Origin of the sequence: Curtobacterium sp. MCPF17_001, assembly GCF_003234615.1 — a bacterium.
GTDB lineage: Bacteria > Actinomycetota > Actinomycetes > Actinomycetales > Microbacteriaceae > Curtobacterium.
Genome location: NZ_QKSL01000011.1, coordinates 105925 through 120771 on the forward strand (window position 1 = coordinate 105925; position 14847 = coordinate 120771).

Below are 14847 nucleotides of genomic sequence, written 5' to 3' on the forward strand. Positions count from 1 at the left end.
GTTACGCCTCAACTCCTGCGCCGGCCGGCGCGTCCTGCGGGGCCTGCTGCTCGCGACGGTCGCCACCGCGGTCGTTGCGGTCGCCACGGGGGCCGCCGCCACGACGGTCGTTGCCGCCGCCACGACGCTCCGGGCGGGACGAACGCTGGTTCGCCTGCTCGCGAGCGAGCTCCTTGTTCGTGATGTCGCCCTTGTAGATCCAGACCTTCACGCCGATGCGGCCGAACGTGGTCCGGGCCTCGTAGAAGCCGTAGTCGATGTTCGCGCGGAGGGTGTGCAGGGGCACGCGGCCCTCGCGGTAGAACTCCGAACGGGACATCTCGGCGCCGCCGAGGCGGCCCGACACCTGGATGCGGACACCCTTGGCACCGGCGCGCTGCGCACCCTGCAGGCCCTTGCGCATGGCGCGTCGGAACGCGACACGAGCGGAGAGCTGCTCGGCGATGCCCTGCGCGACGAGCTGGGCCTCGGTCTCGGGGTTCTTGACCTCGAGGATGTTGAGCTGGATCTGCTTCTTGGTGAGCTTCTCGAGCTCGCTCCGGATGCGCTCGGCCTCGGCGCCGCGGCGACCGATGACGATGCCCGGGCGCGCCGTGTGGATGTCCACGCGGACGCGGTCACGGGTGCGCTCCAGCTCGATGCGGGCAACGCCCGCGCGGTCGAGGCTCTTCGTCAGGAACTGACGGATCTTGACGTCCTCGGCCACGAAGTCGGCGTAACGCTGACCCTTCTTCGTGCTGTCGGCGAACCAGTGGGAGATGTGGTCCGTCGTGATCCCGAGACGGAAGCCGTACGGGTTGACCTTCTGGCCCATTACTTGCTCGCCTTCTTGCTCGTCGCGGCGGCCTCGGCCTCATCCGGCGTCGCGAGGACGACCGTGATGTGGCTGGTGCGCTTGTTGATGCGGAAGGCGCGGCCCTGGGCGCGCGGCTGGAACCGCTTCAGGGTCGTGCCCTCGTCGACGAAGACGCTGCTCACGTAGAGATCGCGCTCGTCAAGGAAGCTGTTCGTCGAGTCCGCCTTGACCCGTGCGTTCGCGATCGCCGAGGCGACCAGCTTGTACACGGGCTCCGAAGCGCCCTGGGGGGCGAACTTCAGGATGGCGAGCGCCTCGTGGGCCTGCTTGCCGCGGATCAGCTGGATGACGCGACGGGCCTTCTGAGGCGTGACGCGGATGTGTCGCACGCGTGCGATCGACTCCACCATTTCGTTCCTCCTCTTCGTCGCCGCCTTAGCGGCGACGGCCCTTCTTGTCGTCCTTCACGTGGCCGCGGAAGGTGCGGGTCGGCGCGAACTCGCCGAGCTTGTGACCGACCATCGACTCGGTGACGAACACCGGGATGTGCTTCCGGCCGTCGTGCACCGCGATGGTGTGACCGAGCATGTTCGGGACGATCATCGACCGTCGCGACCACGTGCGGATCACGTTCTTGGTGTTGGCCTCGTTCTGCGTGACGACCTTGCGGAGCAGGTGCTCGTCGACGAAGGGGCCCTTCTTCAGACTGCGTGGCATCTTCGGAACTCCTACTTGCGCTTCTTGCCGGCGTTACGGCGACGGACGATGAGCTTGTCGCTCGGCTTGTTCGGCTTGCGCGTACGGCCCTCGGACTGGCCCCACGGGCTGACCGGGTGACGGCCACCGGAGGTCTTGCCTTCACCACCACCGTGCGGGTGGTCGACCGGGTTCATCGCGACACCACGCACCGTCGGGCGGACGCCCTTCCAGCGCATGCGGCCGGCCTTGCCCCAGTTGATGTTCGACTGTTCGGCGTTGCCGACCTCGCCGATCGTGGCGCGGCAGCGGGCGTCGACGTTCCGGACTTCACCCGACGGCAGACGGAGCTGCGCGTAGGGGCCGTCCTTGGCGACGAGACGCACCGAGGCGCCGGCGGAGCGGGCGAGCTTGGCGCCGCCACCGGGGCGGAGCTCGATCGCGTGCACGACCGTACCCACGGGGATGTTGCGCAGCGGCAGGTTGTTGCCGGGCTTGATGTCGGCGCCGGGGCCCGTCTCGACGACGTCGCCCTGCTTGAGCTTGTTCGGCGCGATGATGTAGCGCTTGGTGCCGTCCACGAAGTGCAGGAGCGCGATGCGCGCCGTGCGGTTCGGGTCGTACTCGATGTGTGCGACCTTCGCGTCGACACCGTCCTTGTCGGCACGACGGAAGTCGATCACGCGGTACTGGCGCTTGTGGCCACCACCGATGTGACGCGTCGTGATGCGACCCGAGCTGTTCCGGCCACCGGTCTTCGGCAGCGGGCGCAGCAGGGACTTCTCCGGGGTGGAACGGGTGATCTCGGCGAAGTCGGCGACCGAGGAGCCGCGACGACCGGGGGTCGTGGGCTTGTAGTTACGAATAGCCATGATTTATCCCTCTGGTCCTCAGCCGACAGCCGTGAAGATGTCGATCGAACCGGACTTGAGCGTCACGATGGCGCGCTTGGTGTCCTTGCGCTTGCCGATCCCGAACTTGGTCCGGCGGGTCTTGCCCGGACGGTTCAGCGTGTTGATGCCGGCGACCTTGACGTCGAAGATCTTCTCGATCGCGAGCTTGATCTCGGTCTTGTTCGCACGGGGGTCCACGAGGAACGTGTACTTGCCCTGGTCGATGAGGCCGTAGCTCTTCTCCGACACGACCGGCGAGATGATGATGTCGCGCGGGTCCTTGTTGAAGCCGCTCATGCGGTGATCTCCTTCGCGGTCTTCGACGCGATGAAGGCGTCGAGGGCGCTCTTGCTGAAGACGACGGCGTCCGCACGGAGGACGTCGTAGGCGTTCAGCTGGCCGTACGAGAGCGCGTGGACGTTCGGCAGGTTGCGGACGCTCTTGAGCGTCAGCTCGTCGCCCGACTCGAGCACGATGAGCACGTGCTTGACGGGTGCGACCTTCTCGAGCAGCGTGCGGGCGGTCTTGGTCGACGGCAGTTCTGCCTCGACGAAGCCCTCCACAGCGGAGATGCGGCCACCGCGGGCACGGTCCGAGAGCGAGCCGAGCAGAGCTGCGGCGATCATCTTCTTCGGGGTGCGCTGCGAGTAGTCACGCGGGGTCGGTCCGTGGACGACGCCACCACCGGTGTGCTCCGGGGCGCGGACCGAACCCTGACGGGCGCGGCCGGTGCCCTTCTGCTTGAACGGCTTGCGACCGGCACCGCGGACTTCGCCACGGTTCTTGGTCTTGTGGGTGCCCTGACGCGCGGCGGCGAGCTGCGCGGTGACGACCTGGTGGATGAGCGGGACGTTGGTCTCGACGTCGAAGATCGCTGCGGGGAGCTCGACGGAGCCGGACTTCACGCCCGAGGCGTCGAGGACGTCGATCGTGGTTGCGGTCGTGGTGGCCATGATCACTTACCCTTCACGGCGGTGCGGACGAAGACGGAACGGCCACGAGCACCGGGGACGGCGCCCTTGACGAGCAGCAGACCCTTCTCGGCGTCGACGGCGTGGACCGTGAGGTTGAGGACGGTCACGCGGTCGCCACCCATACGACCGGCCATGCGCATGCCCTTGAAGACACGCGACGGGGTCGAGGAGGCGCCGATGGAACCGGGCTTGCGGTGGTTGCGGTGCGAACCGTGCGAGGCGGAGACACCGGCGAAGTTGTGACGCTTCATGACACCGGCGAAGCCCTTGCCCTTGCTGGTGCCGACGACGTCGACCTTCTGGCCGGCCTCGAACGTGTCGACGGTCAGCTCCTGACCGAGCGAGTACTCCGCGGAGTCGTTCGTGCGGATCTCGGTGAGGGTGCGTCGCGGCGTGACACCGGCGGCCTCGAAGTGGCCAGCGGCCGGCTTGTTCACCTTGCGGGGGTCGATCTGGCCCGCGGCGATTTGGATCGCCTCGTAGCCGTCGCGCTCGATGTTGCGGATCTGGGTGACCACGTTCGGGCCGACCTCGATCACGGTGACGGGGATGAACTTGTTGTTCTCGTCCCACACCTGGGTCATCCCGAGCTTCTTGCCGAGGAGGCCCTTGACGGTCTTGGTTGAGTTCGCCATGAGTTCCAGCCCCCTTACAGCTTGATCTCGATGTTGACGTCGGCCGGGAGGTCGAGACGCATGAGCGAGTCGACGGCCTTCGGCGTCGGGTCGACGATGTCGATGACCCGCTTGTGCGTGCGCTTCTCGAAGTGCTCGCGCGAGTCCTTGTACTTGTGAGGGGAACGGATCACGGGGATCACGTTCTTCTCGGTGGGGAGCGGCACCGGGCCGACCACGGTCGCACCGGCACGGGTCACCGTGTCGACGATCTTCCGGGCCGACGTGTCGATGACCTCGTGGTCGTACGACTTGAGCCGGATGCGGATCTTCTGTCCCGCCATGTGTTTTCCTGTCCTCTCTGCGCCGCGCACCCTCAGGCCGCCTGACGCCGCCGGGGCTCCGCTGTCGCGTGCCCGGCTGTTTACGTGAACCACCGGCTCCATCCGCAGGGATGACCGCTGTTCTCCTGTCAACCGCGCGAGTACCCGGGGCACACGCGTGGGCATGTCGTCACCCGCGCACCGTGGTGCTGGCGGATGTCGAGCGTGTTCTGCTGCCTGCGGCCCAACCCAGCCCTGCTGAACAGGGGGGTTGTGCACTGCCAGAGCAGTGACCCCACGGGCGCGAACGCCCGCGGAATTTCGGAACCGGACAAGTCTCGCATAGGCCATGCCTCCGTGCAACCCGGGCGTGTCGCGATCTCGACGGCGTGTTGCGGAGCCCGCCACGGGCCTCCCGGCCGGGCTCCCACCGCCGGTCCGGAGCCGGACTGGAGGCACTGCCCGCACCCGCCAGGTCGGCTCCCGTCGGGCCCTCCGAACGCCGCTGCTAGCCTTCGCGCATGCCCGATCTCGATGTGCTCGCCGATCCTTCCGACCCCGCCGTCCAGCGGCTCAGCGACCTCGCCAAGCCCGCCCGCGGGGCCGTCCGGACCGCGATCATCGAGGACCAGGAGCCGCTCGTGCAGGCCCTCCGCGCGGGAGTCCGGTTCATCGAGGTCTACGGCGAGTCCACGCGGGAGTTCCCCGACGACCTCGCGGCTCTCTGCGCCGAGCTCCGGGTGCCGGTCCGCCTCGTCGAACCGGCCGTGCTCACCAAGGTGTTCCGCAGCGAGAAGCGCCCGAAGGTCTTCGGCGTCGCGAACATCCCCGCACCCGCCCGTTTCTCGGCGCTGGCAGAGGGCACCGGCGACGTGCTGGTCCTCGACGGGGTGAAGATCGTCGGCAACATCGGTGCCATCGTCCGGACCGCCGTCGGCCTCGGCGCACGCGGGGTCGTCCTCGTCGACAGCGACCTGCCGACCATCGCCGACCGCCGGGTCGTCCGCGCGAGCCGCGGTCACGTGTTCTCGGTCCCGGTGCTGCTGGAGTCACGGGAGCGGGTCGCCCGCTGGCTCGCCGAGTCCGGCCTGCGGGTCGTCGACGTCGACATGGACGGGTCGCTGTCGCCCGAGTCGCTCGGTGAGCTCGAGGGCGACGTGGCCCTGCTGCTCGGTGCCGAGAAGACCGGCGCTTCGGACGTGCTGCAGGACCTCGCGGCGGACACGGTCTCGGTACCGATCGACAGCCGGGTCGAGTCGCTCAACGTGTCCGTGGTCGCCGGCATCGTCCTCTACGCCCGCAGCCGGCGCAGCGCCTGAAACAGGGACACTCGACACCCGGACACCGGATGCACAGAACGCCCCGGCCCGCACGTGCGGTCCGGGGCGTTCTGTCGTCCGGGGATCAGTCCTCGGGCAGCGGCGGGACGAACCACGGCGGGAAGACGGCCACGCGCGGAGCGGGCCCACCGTGTTCGGCGAAGACGGCCTTCACCTGCTGACGGACCTTGTCGTTCGGCACCCCCACCAGGGCGACCGAGGACATCGGCACCTGTGGGCCGGCGAGCAGCTCCACACCGTGCATGGACGGGTCGGTGATGTCGGTGCGGCGGAGGAGGTTGGTCGCTGCGTCCGGGCCGACGGCGAAGCGCACGTCCGGGTCGTCGGCGTCGGTGTCGGCCAGGATCACGGACGCACCGAACGCGGTCGTCGGGACGACGAGGACGACGAACTCGGTCGCGCGGGTGCGCCGGGCGGCGTCGGACCAGCGGTCCTCCTCGGCGCCGGAGCGCAGCTCGTCCCACCGGCGGGCGTCGGGCGAGAGGGTGAACGGGACGTGGCCGGCCACGCTGGAACCGTCGGGGGCGGTGGCCGCAGCACGGGCCCCCCGGGTGGCGGCGGAGCTGACGTCCACGGCCGGCGTGGCCTGGTCCGACGCGACGATCGCGCCGTCCGCCACGATGCCGGGGAGGTTGTCGATGTGGGTGACGTGGTGCGCGCGGAGCGCACCGAAGTCACGGGTCGCCGGCAGCACCTGCTCCGGGACCTTGCCGCCCGGCGTCGACGGCGTCGACCGCAGTGACGTGGTCACGCGGGTCCGACGCGGCGTCGGGGTCTTGATGATGTCCTCCGGATCACGCTGCCGTGGGGAGCAGATGTCGCAGAGTTCGATGGGGAAACCGTGGATGCACTCGTCGGTCACGACTGATGGGTCCTTCCGTGCCTCGTGGGGTGGGCGGGCACGACCACCAACGCTACGTCATCACGGCACTGCCGGCGACCGTTCACCACTCCACCACGTCATTGTCGGTAGAGCAGCGCCCGGACCTCGGACTCGGCCGCGTGCAGACGTCGGGGGTCGATCGTCTCGCCGTGCTCGTACGCGTCGAGCAGCCTGGGGTCGATGTAACTCTGTCTCGCGACGGTCGGTGTGTTGCCCAGGACCTCGCTCGCGGCCTTGACGGCGTGCGAGATGGCCTTCTTCCGTTTCGCCTGACTCGACAGCACGCCCGTCTGGGCCAGGTCGACGGCGGCCGCGACCGTCCCGTGCAGCGTCCGGAAGTCCTTCGCGGTGAAGTCCTCCCCCGCACGCTCCTTGACGTAGGCGTTGATGTCCTCAGCGGTCACCGGCTCCCAGTCGGCGCCGCGGCGCTCCCGGAACGACAGCAGGCGGGCGTTCGGACCGCGACGCTTCATGCCGACGAGCACACGCGCCAGGTCCGCGTCGTGGATCGTCGACGACCACGCCTGGTGGCTCTTGCCGGGGAACTCGAGCTCGATGTCATCGCCCGAGATGTGGGCGTGCGTGCAGAGGAGCGTCGACAGACCGTGACTGCCGTGCTCGGTGGCGTACCGCTCGGACCCGACGCGCAGGGAACCCTGGTCGAGCATCCGGAACGCCGCGGCCAGTGCACGGCGTCGGTCCGGCTCCGGACGGCGGAGGTCCTGTGTCACCATCCGTCGCGCAGCCGGCAGGGACTCGGCCAGGGCGAGCGCGCGGTCGTACTTGATCTTGTCCATGCGGTCGCGCCAGGACGGGTGGTACATGTACTGCCGGCGTCCGGCACCGTCGATGCCCGTCGCCAGGATGTGCCCGTTCTCGTACGGGGAGATCCACACGTCGTCCCACGCCGGCGGGATGACGAGGTCCTCGAGACGCTGGCGGACCTCCGGATCGGTAACAGTCGTACCGTGCGGGTCCTTGTAGGAGAAGCCCTTGCCGCTCCGGAGTCGGTGGTAGCCCCGACCCTTGGTCGAGGAACGGCGGAGACGTGTCACGTTCCCGATGCAACACCATGGGGGCTGCCCGACGGGGCAGGAACGTACCCCGGTGCGCGTGCTGGCCCGGACGGCGAGGGCAAACGGAAAGCGGGGCCGGACCCGAAGGTCCGACCCCGCTGACGCAAGTGACCGGAGTTACTTGATGATCTTCTCGACCGTGCCGGCGCCGACCGTACGACCACCCTCACGGATGGCGAAGCGGAGGCCCTCTTCCATGGCGATCGGCTGGATCAGCTCGACCGTCATGGCGACGGTGTCACCGGGCATGACCATCTCGGTGCCCTCGGGCAGCGTGATGACGCCGGTGACGTCCGTGGTGCGGAAGTAGAACTGCGGACGGTAGTTCGCGTAGAACGGGTTGTGACGACCGCCCTCTTCCTTGTTCAGGATGTACGCGTTCGCGGTGAACTCGGTGTGCGGCGTGACCGAACCCGGCTTCACGACGACCTGGCCGCGCTCGACGTCCTCACGCTTGAGGCCACGGATGAGCAGACCGGTGTTGTCACCGGCGACTGCCTTGTCCAGCAGCTTGCGGAACATCTCGATGCCCGTGACCGTGGTCTTCTGGGTCGCCTTGATGCCGACGATCTCGACCTCGGAGTTGATGTCCAGCTCGCCACGCTCGACGCGACCGGTGACGACGGTGCCACGACCGGTGATCGTGAAGACGTCCTCGATCGGCATGAGGAACGGCTGGTCGGTGGCGCGCACCGGGTCCGGGACGTTCTCGTCGACGGCGGCCATCAGGTCCTGGACGGACTTGACCCACTTCTCGTCGCCCTCGAGCGCCTTCAGCGCCGAGACCTGCACGACGGGGGCGTCCTCGTCGAACTCCTGCGAGCCGAGGAGCTCGCGGACCTCGAGCTCGACGAGCTCAAGGATCTCCTCGTCGTCCACCATGTCGGCCTTGTTCAGCGCGACGACGATGTACGGGACGCCGACCTGGCGGGCGAGCAGCACGTGCTCACGCGTCTGGGGCATCGGGCCGTCGGTGGCGGCGACCACGAGGATCGCGCCGTCCATCTGGGCCGCGCCGGTGATCATGTTCTTCACGTAGTCAGCGTGACCAGGAGCGTCGACGTGCGCGTAGTGGCGCTTCTCCGTCTGGTACTCGACGTGCGAGATGTTGATCGTGATGCCGCGCTGGCGCTCTTCGGGAGCGTTGTCGATCTGCGCGAAGTCGCGGGCCTCGTTGAGGTCCGGGTACTGGTCGTGCAGAACCTTGGTGATCGCCGCCGTGAGCGTGGTCTTGCCGTGGTCGACGTGACCGATGGTTCCGATGTTGACGTGCGGCTTGGTCCGCTCGAACTTGGCCTTGGCCACTGTGGGTCCTCCTCAGGACTCGGATGCGTCGCCCCCAGCAGGACCTGGTCGGTCCTGCGCTGTTGGCGCGCGGTGTGTGTGTCTCTACTTTACTTGGTGGCGAGGGGCCCGTCGCCGGGCACCCTCGCCTGGGGATGACGCGGGAGCGTCAGGCCCCGGTGCTCTTCTGGATGATCTCGTCCGCCACGTTGCGCGGGACCTCGTTGTAGGTCTCGAACACCATGGAGAAGACAGCACGACCAGAGGTCTTGGAGCGCAGGTCGCCCACGTAGCCGAACATCTCGGACAGCGGGACGCTCGCACGGACCACCTTGACGCCGGACGCATCCGTCATCTCGGAGATCTGGCCACGACGCGAGTTCAGGTCGCCGATGACGTCGCCCATGTACTCCTCGGGCGTACGGACCTCGACGGCCATGATCGGCTCGAGCAGCACGGGACCGGCCTTGCGGGCCGCTTCCTTGTACGCGATCGAGCCGGCGATCTTGAACGCCATCTCGGACGAGTCGACGTCGTGCGCCGCGCCGTCCTTGAGGGTCGCCTTGACACCGACGGTCGGGAAGCCGGCGAGGACGCCGACCTGCATCGCGTCCTGGATGCCCGCGTCGACCGAGGGGATGTACTCACGCGGGACGCGACCACCGGTCACGCCGTTCACGAACTCGTACACCTTCTCAGCGGTGACGGGCATCGGCTCGAGCGCGATCTGCACCTTCGCGAACTGACCGGAACCACCGGTCTGCTTCTTGTGGGTGTAGTCGTAGCGCTCGACGACCTTGGTCAGGGTCTCGCGGTAGGCCACCTGCGGCTTGCCGACGTTCGCCTCGACCTTGAACTCACGCTTCATGCGGTCGACGAGGATGTCGAGGTGGAGCTCGCCCATGCCCTTGATCGTCGTCTGACCGGTCTCGGCGTTCTGCTCGACGCGGAACGTCGGGTCTTCTTCAGCGAGCTTCTGGATCGCGACCGAGAGCTTCTCCTGGTCCGCCTTCGTGTTCGGCTCGATGGCGACCTCGATGACCGGCTCCGGGAACGTCATCGACTCGAGGACGACCTGGTTCGACGGGTCGCACAGGGTGTCACCCGTGGTGGTGTCCTTGAGGCCGATGACCGCGTAGATGTGACCGGCGGTGACCGAGTCGACCGGGTTCTCCTTGTTGGAGTGCATCTGGAAGATCTTGCCGATGCGCTCCTTCTTGCCCTTGGTCGAGTTGATGACCTGGGCACCGGAGTCGATGTGACCGGAATACACGCGGACGTAGGTCAGGCGACCGAAGAACGGGTGCACCGCGACCTTGAAGGCGAGCGCCGAGAAGGGCTCGGAAGACTCCGGCTTGCGGATGATCTCGACCTCTTCGTCCTTGACGTCGTGGCCGATCATCGGCGGCACGTCGAGGGGCGAGGGGAGGTAGTCGATGACCGCGTCGAGCATCGGCTGCACGCCACGGTTCTTGAACGCCGAGCCACAGAGGATCGGGTAGACCTCGGAGTTGATCGTCAGCTTGCGGATCGCAGCCTTGATCTCGGCCTTGGTCAGCTCTTCGCCACCGAAGTACTTCTCGAGCAGTGCGTCGTCGGTCTCGGCGACACGCTCGACGAGCTTGGCGCGGTACTCCTCGGCACGCTCCTGGAGGTCCGCGGGGATCTCCTGGACCTCGTACTGGGCGCCCATCGTGACGTCACCCTTGGCGTCGCCCGGCCACACCTTGGCGTGCATCTCGATGAGGTCGATGACGCCGGTGAAGTCGTTCTCGGCACCGATCGGGAGCTGGAGCACGAGCGGCTCCGCACCGAGGCGGTTGATGATCGTGTCGACGGTGAAGTAGAAGTCGGCGCCGAGCTTGTCCATCTTGTTGACGAAGCAGATGCGCGGGACGTTGTACTTGTCCGCCTGACGCCACACGGTCTCGGACTGGGGCTCGACGCCCTCCTTGCCGTCGAAGACGGCGACCGCACCGTCGAGGACGCGGAGCGAACGCTCCACCTCGACCGTGAAGTCCACGTGACCCGGGGTGTCGATGATGTTGATCTGGTTGTTGTCCCAGAAGCAGGTCGTCGCGGCCGACGTGATCGTGATGCCGCGTTCCTGCTCCTGCGCCATCCAGTCCATCGTGGCAGCGCCGTCGTGGACCTCACCGATCTTGTGCGTGATGCCCGTGTAGAACAGGATGCGCTCGGTCGTCGTGGTCTTGCCAGCATCGATGTGCGCCATGATGCCGATGTTGCGGACCTTGTTCAGGTCGGTGAGCACGTCCTGTGCCACAGGTTCCTCCGGGAGAGTTGTAGGAGAGGGTGGCGGCCGTCCGGGCGCCGCGGCTCTTGGCCGAGGCACCCGGACGGTGCCGGATGACTACCAGCGGTAGTGCGCGAAGGCCTTGTTCGACTCGGCCATCTTGTGGGTGTCCTCACGGCGCTTGACCGCGGCACCGAGACCGTTCGACGCGTCGAGGATCTCGTTCATGAGACGCTCGGTCATCGTCTTCTCGCGACGGCCCTTGGCGTACGAGGTCAGCCAGCGGAGCGCGAGGGTGTTCGCGCGGTGCGGCTTGACCTCGACCGGGACCTGGTAGGTCGAGCCACCGACGCGGCGGCTGCGGACCTCGAGGGTCGGGCGGACGTTGTCGAGCGCCTTCTTGAGCGTGACGACGGCGTCCTGGCCGTTCTTGGAGGAGACCCCTTCGAGCGCGTCGTAGACGATGCGCTCGGCGAGGCCCTTCTTGCCGTCGAGGAGGATCTTGTTGACGAGCTGGCTGACGACGGGGGCGCCGTAGACCGGATCGGCGACGACGGGGCGCTTCGGGGCGGGACCCTTACGAGGCATCTAACTCAACCCTTCTTCGCACCGTAGCGGCTACGAGCCTGCTTACGGTTCTTGACGGCCTGGGTGTCCAGGGCACCGCGGATGATCTTGTAACGCACACCCGGGAGGTCCTTCACACGACCGCCGCGGACGAGCACCATCGAGTGCTCCTGGAGGTTGTGGCCCTCACCGGGGATGTAGGCCGTGACCTCGGTGCCGTTCGAGAGCTTCACACGAGCGACCTTGCGCAGGGCGGAGTTCGGCTTCTTCGGGGTGGTGGTGTAGACGCGGGTGCACACGCCACGCTGCTGGGGGTTCGCCTTCAGTGCCGGCGCCTTGGTCTTGACGACCTTCGGCGTACGACCCTTGCGAACGAGCTGCTGGATGGTAGGCAACTGTTCTCCTGGTTCTTCGCTCGTGCTCTCTGGCCGACGCGGTCCGTCGGCTTCCTCATCCCACGCGGACCAACGCCTGACGGCGGAGGGAGATGGGGGATGGAGTGATCGGGAGGCCAGAGGCCTGCAAGATCTGGGCGCGCCCGAAGGCGCACACCCGGAAGAGCCTAGCCGTCGCGACAGACGAGGTCAATCCGTGGTAGGTCGGACACCGGCGCGTCCGCTGTGGGCGTGACCGGGGTCGTCGACGTCAGGACCCGGAGTCGGACTGGCCGTTGCCGACGGCCGACACGAAGGTCGCGCCGTCGTCGCTGAACGCGGTGATCCACCCCGAGGCGTTCACCGTGATCGGCCCGGCGGTGGCGGTGCCTCGGCCGGCCGGACCCGTGAACTGCGCCCGGAACGTCGCCGAGCCCGCCGAACGGGTCTCGACCGCCCATCCCTTCGACGCCCAACCCCCGACGGCGACCGACGGTCGCGCATCGAGCGTCCATTCCTGGCCGGAGTAGGTGTTCGCCGGGTCCTCGCCGTAGGCGTAGAAGCTGCAGCCGTCGGGAGCCGCGGAGGTCGAGGCAACACAGGCGTCCACCCACGCGTCCACGGCCTTCGACGCCGCCTGCACCCCCGCGTCGGTCAGGGTCGTCGCCACCACGACCGGGGTGCCGGCAGCGCCGAAGCCGGGGACCGCCGCGGTCGAGTCCGTCGCCGTGAACCACTTGCCCCCGTCGAGGTGCACCCCGTACGAGCCCGGGAACGCGCGGAGGTCAGCAGCACCGGAAGCGTCGGTCCGGACGTCGACGCCCGCGACCTGCACGGTGCTGCGTGGCGGCCCCTGCACGACGACCTGCACCGACCCCAGCGCCGGCGCCCGCAGCGACCAGACGGGGAAGACACCCCAGTCGGTGCCCGACCGCTCGAGTTCGAACGTCGCCGGGACGATCCGGCCCGCCTGGGTCAGCACGGCCTGGACGGTCGCCCGGTCCGACCCCTGCTGGACGGAGGTGATCCGGTGCGCCGTGATCTTGTCCCCGGCACGCGCGTACGCCGCGTCCGTGAGGAGCACGTCGTCGCGGCCGCGGTCGATGCCGGCGGCCCGGAGGGCGTCGGCGAGGTGGCCGTGCTCGACGTCGTCCAGGAAGGACTCCACGGGCCGCTCGGCCGAGTGGCTGTCCGATCCGACCGACCACCCGATGCCCCCGGCGACGACGGGCAGGACCACTGCTGCGACACCGGCCACGATCCCGACGACCACGCCACGGCGCATCGGTCGACGCCCGGGGCTCGAGGTCGGCGACGACTGGGTGACGGTCATGGCGGGCGGCAGCACACGGTCGCCGTGCAACGACTCGTCGTCCGGCACCGACTCCCAGCCCGGCGTGCGGTCAGCTCGGTCGGTCATCGGTCCCCCATGGTGCATCGGTCAGCGCTTCCCCGGAATCGTACCGGCCGGGGCGGGGGTGGGCCGCGCCTCCCGTCAGTCCTGTGGACGGACCGGCGGCCGCTGTGACCCCTGTGGATGACTCGCCTGCCAGCGCACCGCTGAGATGCCGCCGACGACGGTCAGGAGGGCGACGACGACCGCACCCACCACGAAGGGACTGAGGGCGTAGCCCGCGGGGAACACCAGGAGCTCCGCGACGTCGGACCGGACCAGGGCGTAGCCCACCGCACCGACCCCGAGCATGACCAGGTAGGTGGTCGCGGCGGCGACCAGACCGGTGACGCCGGGGTTGCCCTCCCGCGCGCCCATCGCGGTCGAGAGGAACACGACGAGCGCGGCACCGACGACCATTGCCGGTCCGAGGTACGGGGTCGCGTCGGGCTGGCGGATCGCCTCGGCATCGGCGAGCAGGGCTTCGAAGCCCGCCACCGCGATGACGAGCGCGATGAAGAGGACGGACGTCATCGTCGCCACCAACCACCGGGACATGGGCCGATCGTAGCCCTCCCCTGTTGACGGGCAGCGACGTGGCTACGGGGCGTCGGCGCGTTCCGGCTCGGGGGCGTGGTCGGCGGGCAGCGGGGTGGTGTCGTGCCGGGTCCGGTGCTGCTGGGTCGCGTGCTGTTGGGTCGCGGCTCGGACGAGGGCGAGGGCGATCGTCGCGGTGATGACGGGGACGGACTCCGTCATCGGGGCGGGGGCATCCGTGCCGGTTCCGGTGCCGGTGCTGGCTCCGGGCACGGGCACTGCCACGGCCGGGAGGCTCGGGGCCGCGTCGGCGACGGACGTCACGTCGTCGTCGTGGTCACGGAGCGCAGGACCGATGACGGGGAGGACCACAGTGGTCGTCGGCGGCTCGGCGTGGAGGTCGGGGAACCGGGTGTCGGATGCCCCGGTCACGCGACGGCCGCGGGCTCGGCGAAGACCCATCCGGACCAGGACGACGGCCGCGACAACCGCCCAGATGCCGTTGACGATGGTCGACGGCACGGCGTGGTGCGCGGCGACGTTGACCGCCACGGAGACTCCTCCGACCAGGTTGAACAGCTGGTACACCGGGCCGTTCGGGATCTTGCCGAGCGAGAAGAGCAGGTAACCAGCAAGAACGGTCACTGCTCCGAACCATCCGAGGAACTCGATGACACCGACGAACACGCGCGACTCCGGGCACGACGAGGAGCGCCCGTTTCGAGGGGCGTCCGAGAGGGAGATGGGCAGCCGCGAGCGCGGGCCCGAGCAGCATCGTAAACGGAGCCGGCGGCGCGGCGGAAGTGGGAGCGGCGTGGCGGGTGGCCCCGGTGGGGGGGGGGC

At 68.5% G+C, this 14847-nt stretch carries 18 protein-coding genes; 1 reads left to right on the top strand and 17 read right to left on the bottom strand.

Annotated elements, in window-relative coordinates:
• Position 1: 1 nt before the first annotated feature.
• Genes rpsC through rpsJ form a run of 8 tightly spaced genes read right to left on the bottom strand, consistent with a single transcriptional unit; the run spans position 2 to position 4317 of the window.
• Complete coding sequence (gene rpsC, locus DEJ24_RS11670) at positions 2-814, bottom strand: 30S ribosomal protein S3 (protein WP_110903566.1); 813 nt, start codon at positions 812-814, stop codon at positions 2-4.
• Positions 814-1206 (bottom strand): 50S ribosomal protein L22, encoded by a 393-nt coding sequence (gene rplV / locus DEJ24_RS11675; protein ID WP_110903567.1) that lies wholly within the window; start codon positions 1204-1206, stop codon positions 814-816. The genes rpsC and rplV overlap by 1 nt, the downstream gene beginning before the upstream one ends.
• Before the next feature lie 25 nt (positions 1207-1231).
• A complete protein-coding gene (rpsS, locus tag DEJ24_RS11680) occupies positions 1232-1513 on the bottom strand; it encodes a 30S ribosomal protein S19 (protein WP_017885529.1) in 282 nt (93 codons plus the stop codon).
• Positions 1514-1524: 11 nt separating this feature from the next.
• Positions 1525-2364, bottom strand: coding sequence for a 50S ribosomal protein L2 (gene rplB / locus DEJ24_RS11685; protein ID WP_110903568.1), 840 nt, complete (start codon positions 2362-2364; stop codon positions 1525-1527).
• Between the two features lie 18 nt (positions 2365-2382).
• Complete coding sequence (rplW, locus tag DEJ24_RS11690; protein WP_110824245.1) at positions 2383-2682, bottom strand: 50S ribosomal protein L23; 300 nt, start codon at positions 2680-2682, stop codon at positions 2383-2385.
• Positions 2679-3338, bottom strand: a complete 660-nt coding sequence (gene rplD / locus DEJ24_RS11695) for a 50S ribosomal protein L4 (protein WP_110903569.1) — start codon at positions 3336-3338, stop codon at positions 2679-2681. Before rplD ends, rplW begins: the two co-directional genes overlap by 4 nt.
• 2 nt (positions 3339-3340) lie before the next feature.
• A complete protein-coding gene (rplC, locus tag DEJ24_RS11700; protein WP_110903570.1) occupies positions 3341-3994 on the bottom strand; it encodes a 50S ribosomal protein L3 in 654 nt (217 codons plus the stop codon).
• Positions 3995-4008: 14 nt separating this feature from the next.
• Positions 4009-4317, bottom strand: coding sequence for a 30S ribosomal protein S10 (rpsJ, locus tag DEJ24_RS11705; RefSeq protein ID WP_110824248.1), 309 nt, complete (start codon positions 4315-4317; stop codon positions 4009-4011).
• A 500-nt stretch (positions 4318-4817) separates the two neighbouring features.
• Here rpsJ and DEJ24_RS11710 point away from each other — a divergent pair, with 500 nt between their 5' ends.
• On the top strand, positions 4818-5615 hold the full coding sequence (locus DEJ24_RS11710; RefSeq protein WP_111078768.1) for a TrmH family RNA methyltransferase: 798 nt from the start codon (positions 4818-4820) through the stop codon (positions 5613-5615).
• 85 nt (positions 5616-5700) lie between these two features.
• Here DEJ24_RS11710 and DEJ24_RS11715 read toward each other — a convergent pair whose 3' ends face one another.
• From DEJ24_RS11715 to DEJ24_RS11755, 9 genes are all read right to left on the bottom strand, one after another.
• Positions 5701-6498: a DarT ssDNA thymidine ADP-ribosyltransferase family protein gene (locus tag DEJ24_RS11715; protein WP_111078769.1), complete on the bottom strand. Its 798-nt coding sequence runs from the start codon at positions 6496-6498 to the stop codon at positions 5701-5703.
• A gap of 98 nt (positions 6499-6596) precedes the next feature.
• Positions 6597-7574, bottom strand: a complete 978-nt coding sequence (locus tag DEJ24_RS11720) for a DNA topoisomerase IB (RefSeq protein WP_111078770.1) — start codon at positions 7572-7574, stop codon at positions 6597-6599.
• 138 nt (positions 7575-7712) lie between these two features.
• On the bottom strand, positions 7713-8900 hold the full coding sequence (gene tuf / locus DEJ24_RS11725) for an elongation factor Tu (protein WP_110903574.1): 1188 nt from the start codon (positions 8898-8900) through the stop codon (positions 7713-7715).
• A gap of 148 nt (positions 8901-9048) precedes the next feature.
• On the bottom strand, positions 9049-11163 hold the full coding sequence (fusA, locus tag DEJ24_RS11730) for an elongation factor G (protein WP_110903575.1): 2115 nt from the start codon (positions 11161-11163) through the stop codon (positions 9049-9051).
• 87 nt (positions 11164-11250) lie between these two features.
• Complete coding sequence (gene rpsG, locus DEJ24_RS11735; protein WP_110903576.1) at positions 11251-11721, bottom strand: 30S ribosomal protein S7; 471 nt, start codon at positions 11719-11721, stop codon at positions 11251-11253.
• Between the two features lie 5 nt (positions 11722-11726).
• Positions 11727-12095 carry a 30S ribosomal protein S12 gene (gene rpsL / locus DEJ24_RS11740; RefSeq protein WP_058728453.1) on the bottom strand — a complete coding sequence of 123 codons (369 nt, stop codon included), beginning with the start codon at positions 12093-12095 and terminating at the stop codon, positions 11727-11729.
• 250 nt (positions 12096-12345) lie between these two features.
• Entirely contained in the window at positions 12346-13494 is a 1149-nt protein-coding gene (locus tag DEJ24_RS11745) for a hypothetical protein (protein WP_111078771.1), read from the bottom strand.
• Positions 13495-13569: 75 nt separating this feature from the next.
• Positions 13570-14025: a DUF6121 family protein gene (locus DEJ24_RS11750; RefSeq protein ID WP_111078772.1), complete on the bottom strand. Its 456-nt coding sequence runs from the start codon at positions 14023-14025 to the stop codon at positions 13570-13572.
• A 42-nt stretch (positions 14026-14067) separates the two neighbouring features.
• On the bottom strand, positions 14068-14649 hold the full coding sequence (locus DEJ24_RS11755) for a hypothetical protein (RefSeq protein WP_181436593.1): 582 nt from the start codon (positions 14647-14649) through the stop codon (positions 14068-14070).
• Positions 14650-14847 lie beyond the last annotated feature (198 nt).

Excerpts from the sequence above, each read along its gene's own strand:
- rpsJ (WP_110824248.1), bottom strand. The coding sequence starts at position 4,317 with ATGGCGGGACAGAAGATCCGCATCCGGCTCAAGTCGTACGACCACGAG.
- DEJ24_RS11745 (WP_111078771.1), bottom strand. The coding sequence starts at position 13,494 with ATGACCGACCGAGCTGACCGCACGCCGGGCTGGGAGTCGGTGCCGGAC.
- rpsC (WP_110903566.1), bottom strand. The coding sequence starts at position 814 with ATGGGCCAGAAGGTCAACCCGTACGGCTTCCGTCTCGGGATCACGACG.
- rplV (WP_110903567.1), bottom strand. The coding sequence starts at position 1,206 with ATGGTGGAGTCGATCGCACGCGTGCGACACATCCGCGTCACGCCTCAG.
- DEJ24_RS11750 (WP_111078772.1), bottom strand. The coding sequence starts at position 14,025 with ATGTCCCGGTGGTTGGTGGCGACGATGACGTCCGTCCTCTTCATCGCG.
- DEJ24_RS11710 (WP_111078768.1), top strand. The coding sequence starts at position 4,818 with ATGCCCGATCTCGATGTGCTCGCCGATCCTTCCGACCCCGCCGTCCAG.
- rplB (WP_110903568.1), bottom strand. The coding sequence starts at position 2,364 with ATGGCTATTCGTAACTACAAGCCCACGACCCCCGGTCGTCGCGGCTCC.
- rplW (WP_110824245.1), bottom strand. The coding sequence starts at position 2,682 with ATGAGCGGCTTCAACAAGGACCCGCGCGACATCATCATCTCGCCGGTC.
- rplD (WP_110903569.1), bottom strand. The coding sequence starts at position 3,338 with ATGGCCACCACGACCGCAACCACGATCGACGTCCTCGACGCCTCGGGC.
- rpsG (WP_110903576.1), bottom strand. The coding sequence starts at position 11,721 with ATGCCTCGTAAGGGTCCCGCCCCGAAGCGCCCCGTCGTCGCCGATCCG.
- rpsS (WP_017885529.1), bottom strand. The coding sequence starts at position 1,513 with ATGCCACGCAGTCTGAAGAAGGGCCCCTTCGTCGACGAGCACCTGCTC.
- rplC (WP_110903570.1), bottom strand. The coding sequence starts at position 3,994 with ATGGCGAACTCAACCAAGACCGTCAAGGGCCTCCTCGGCAAGAAGCTC.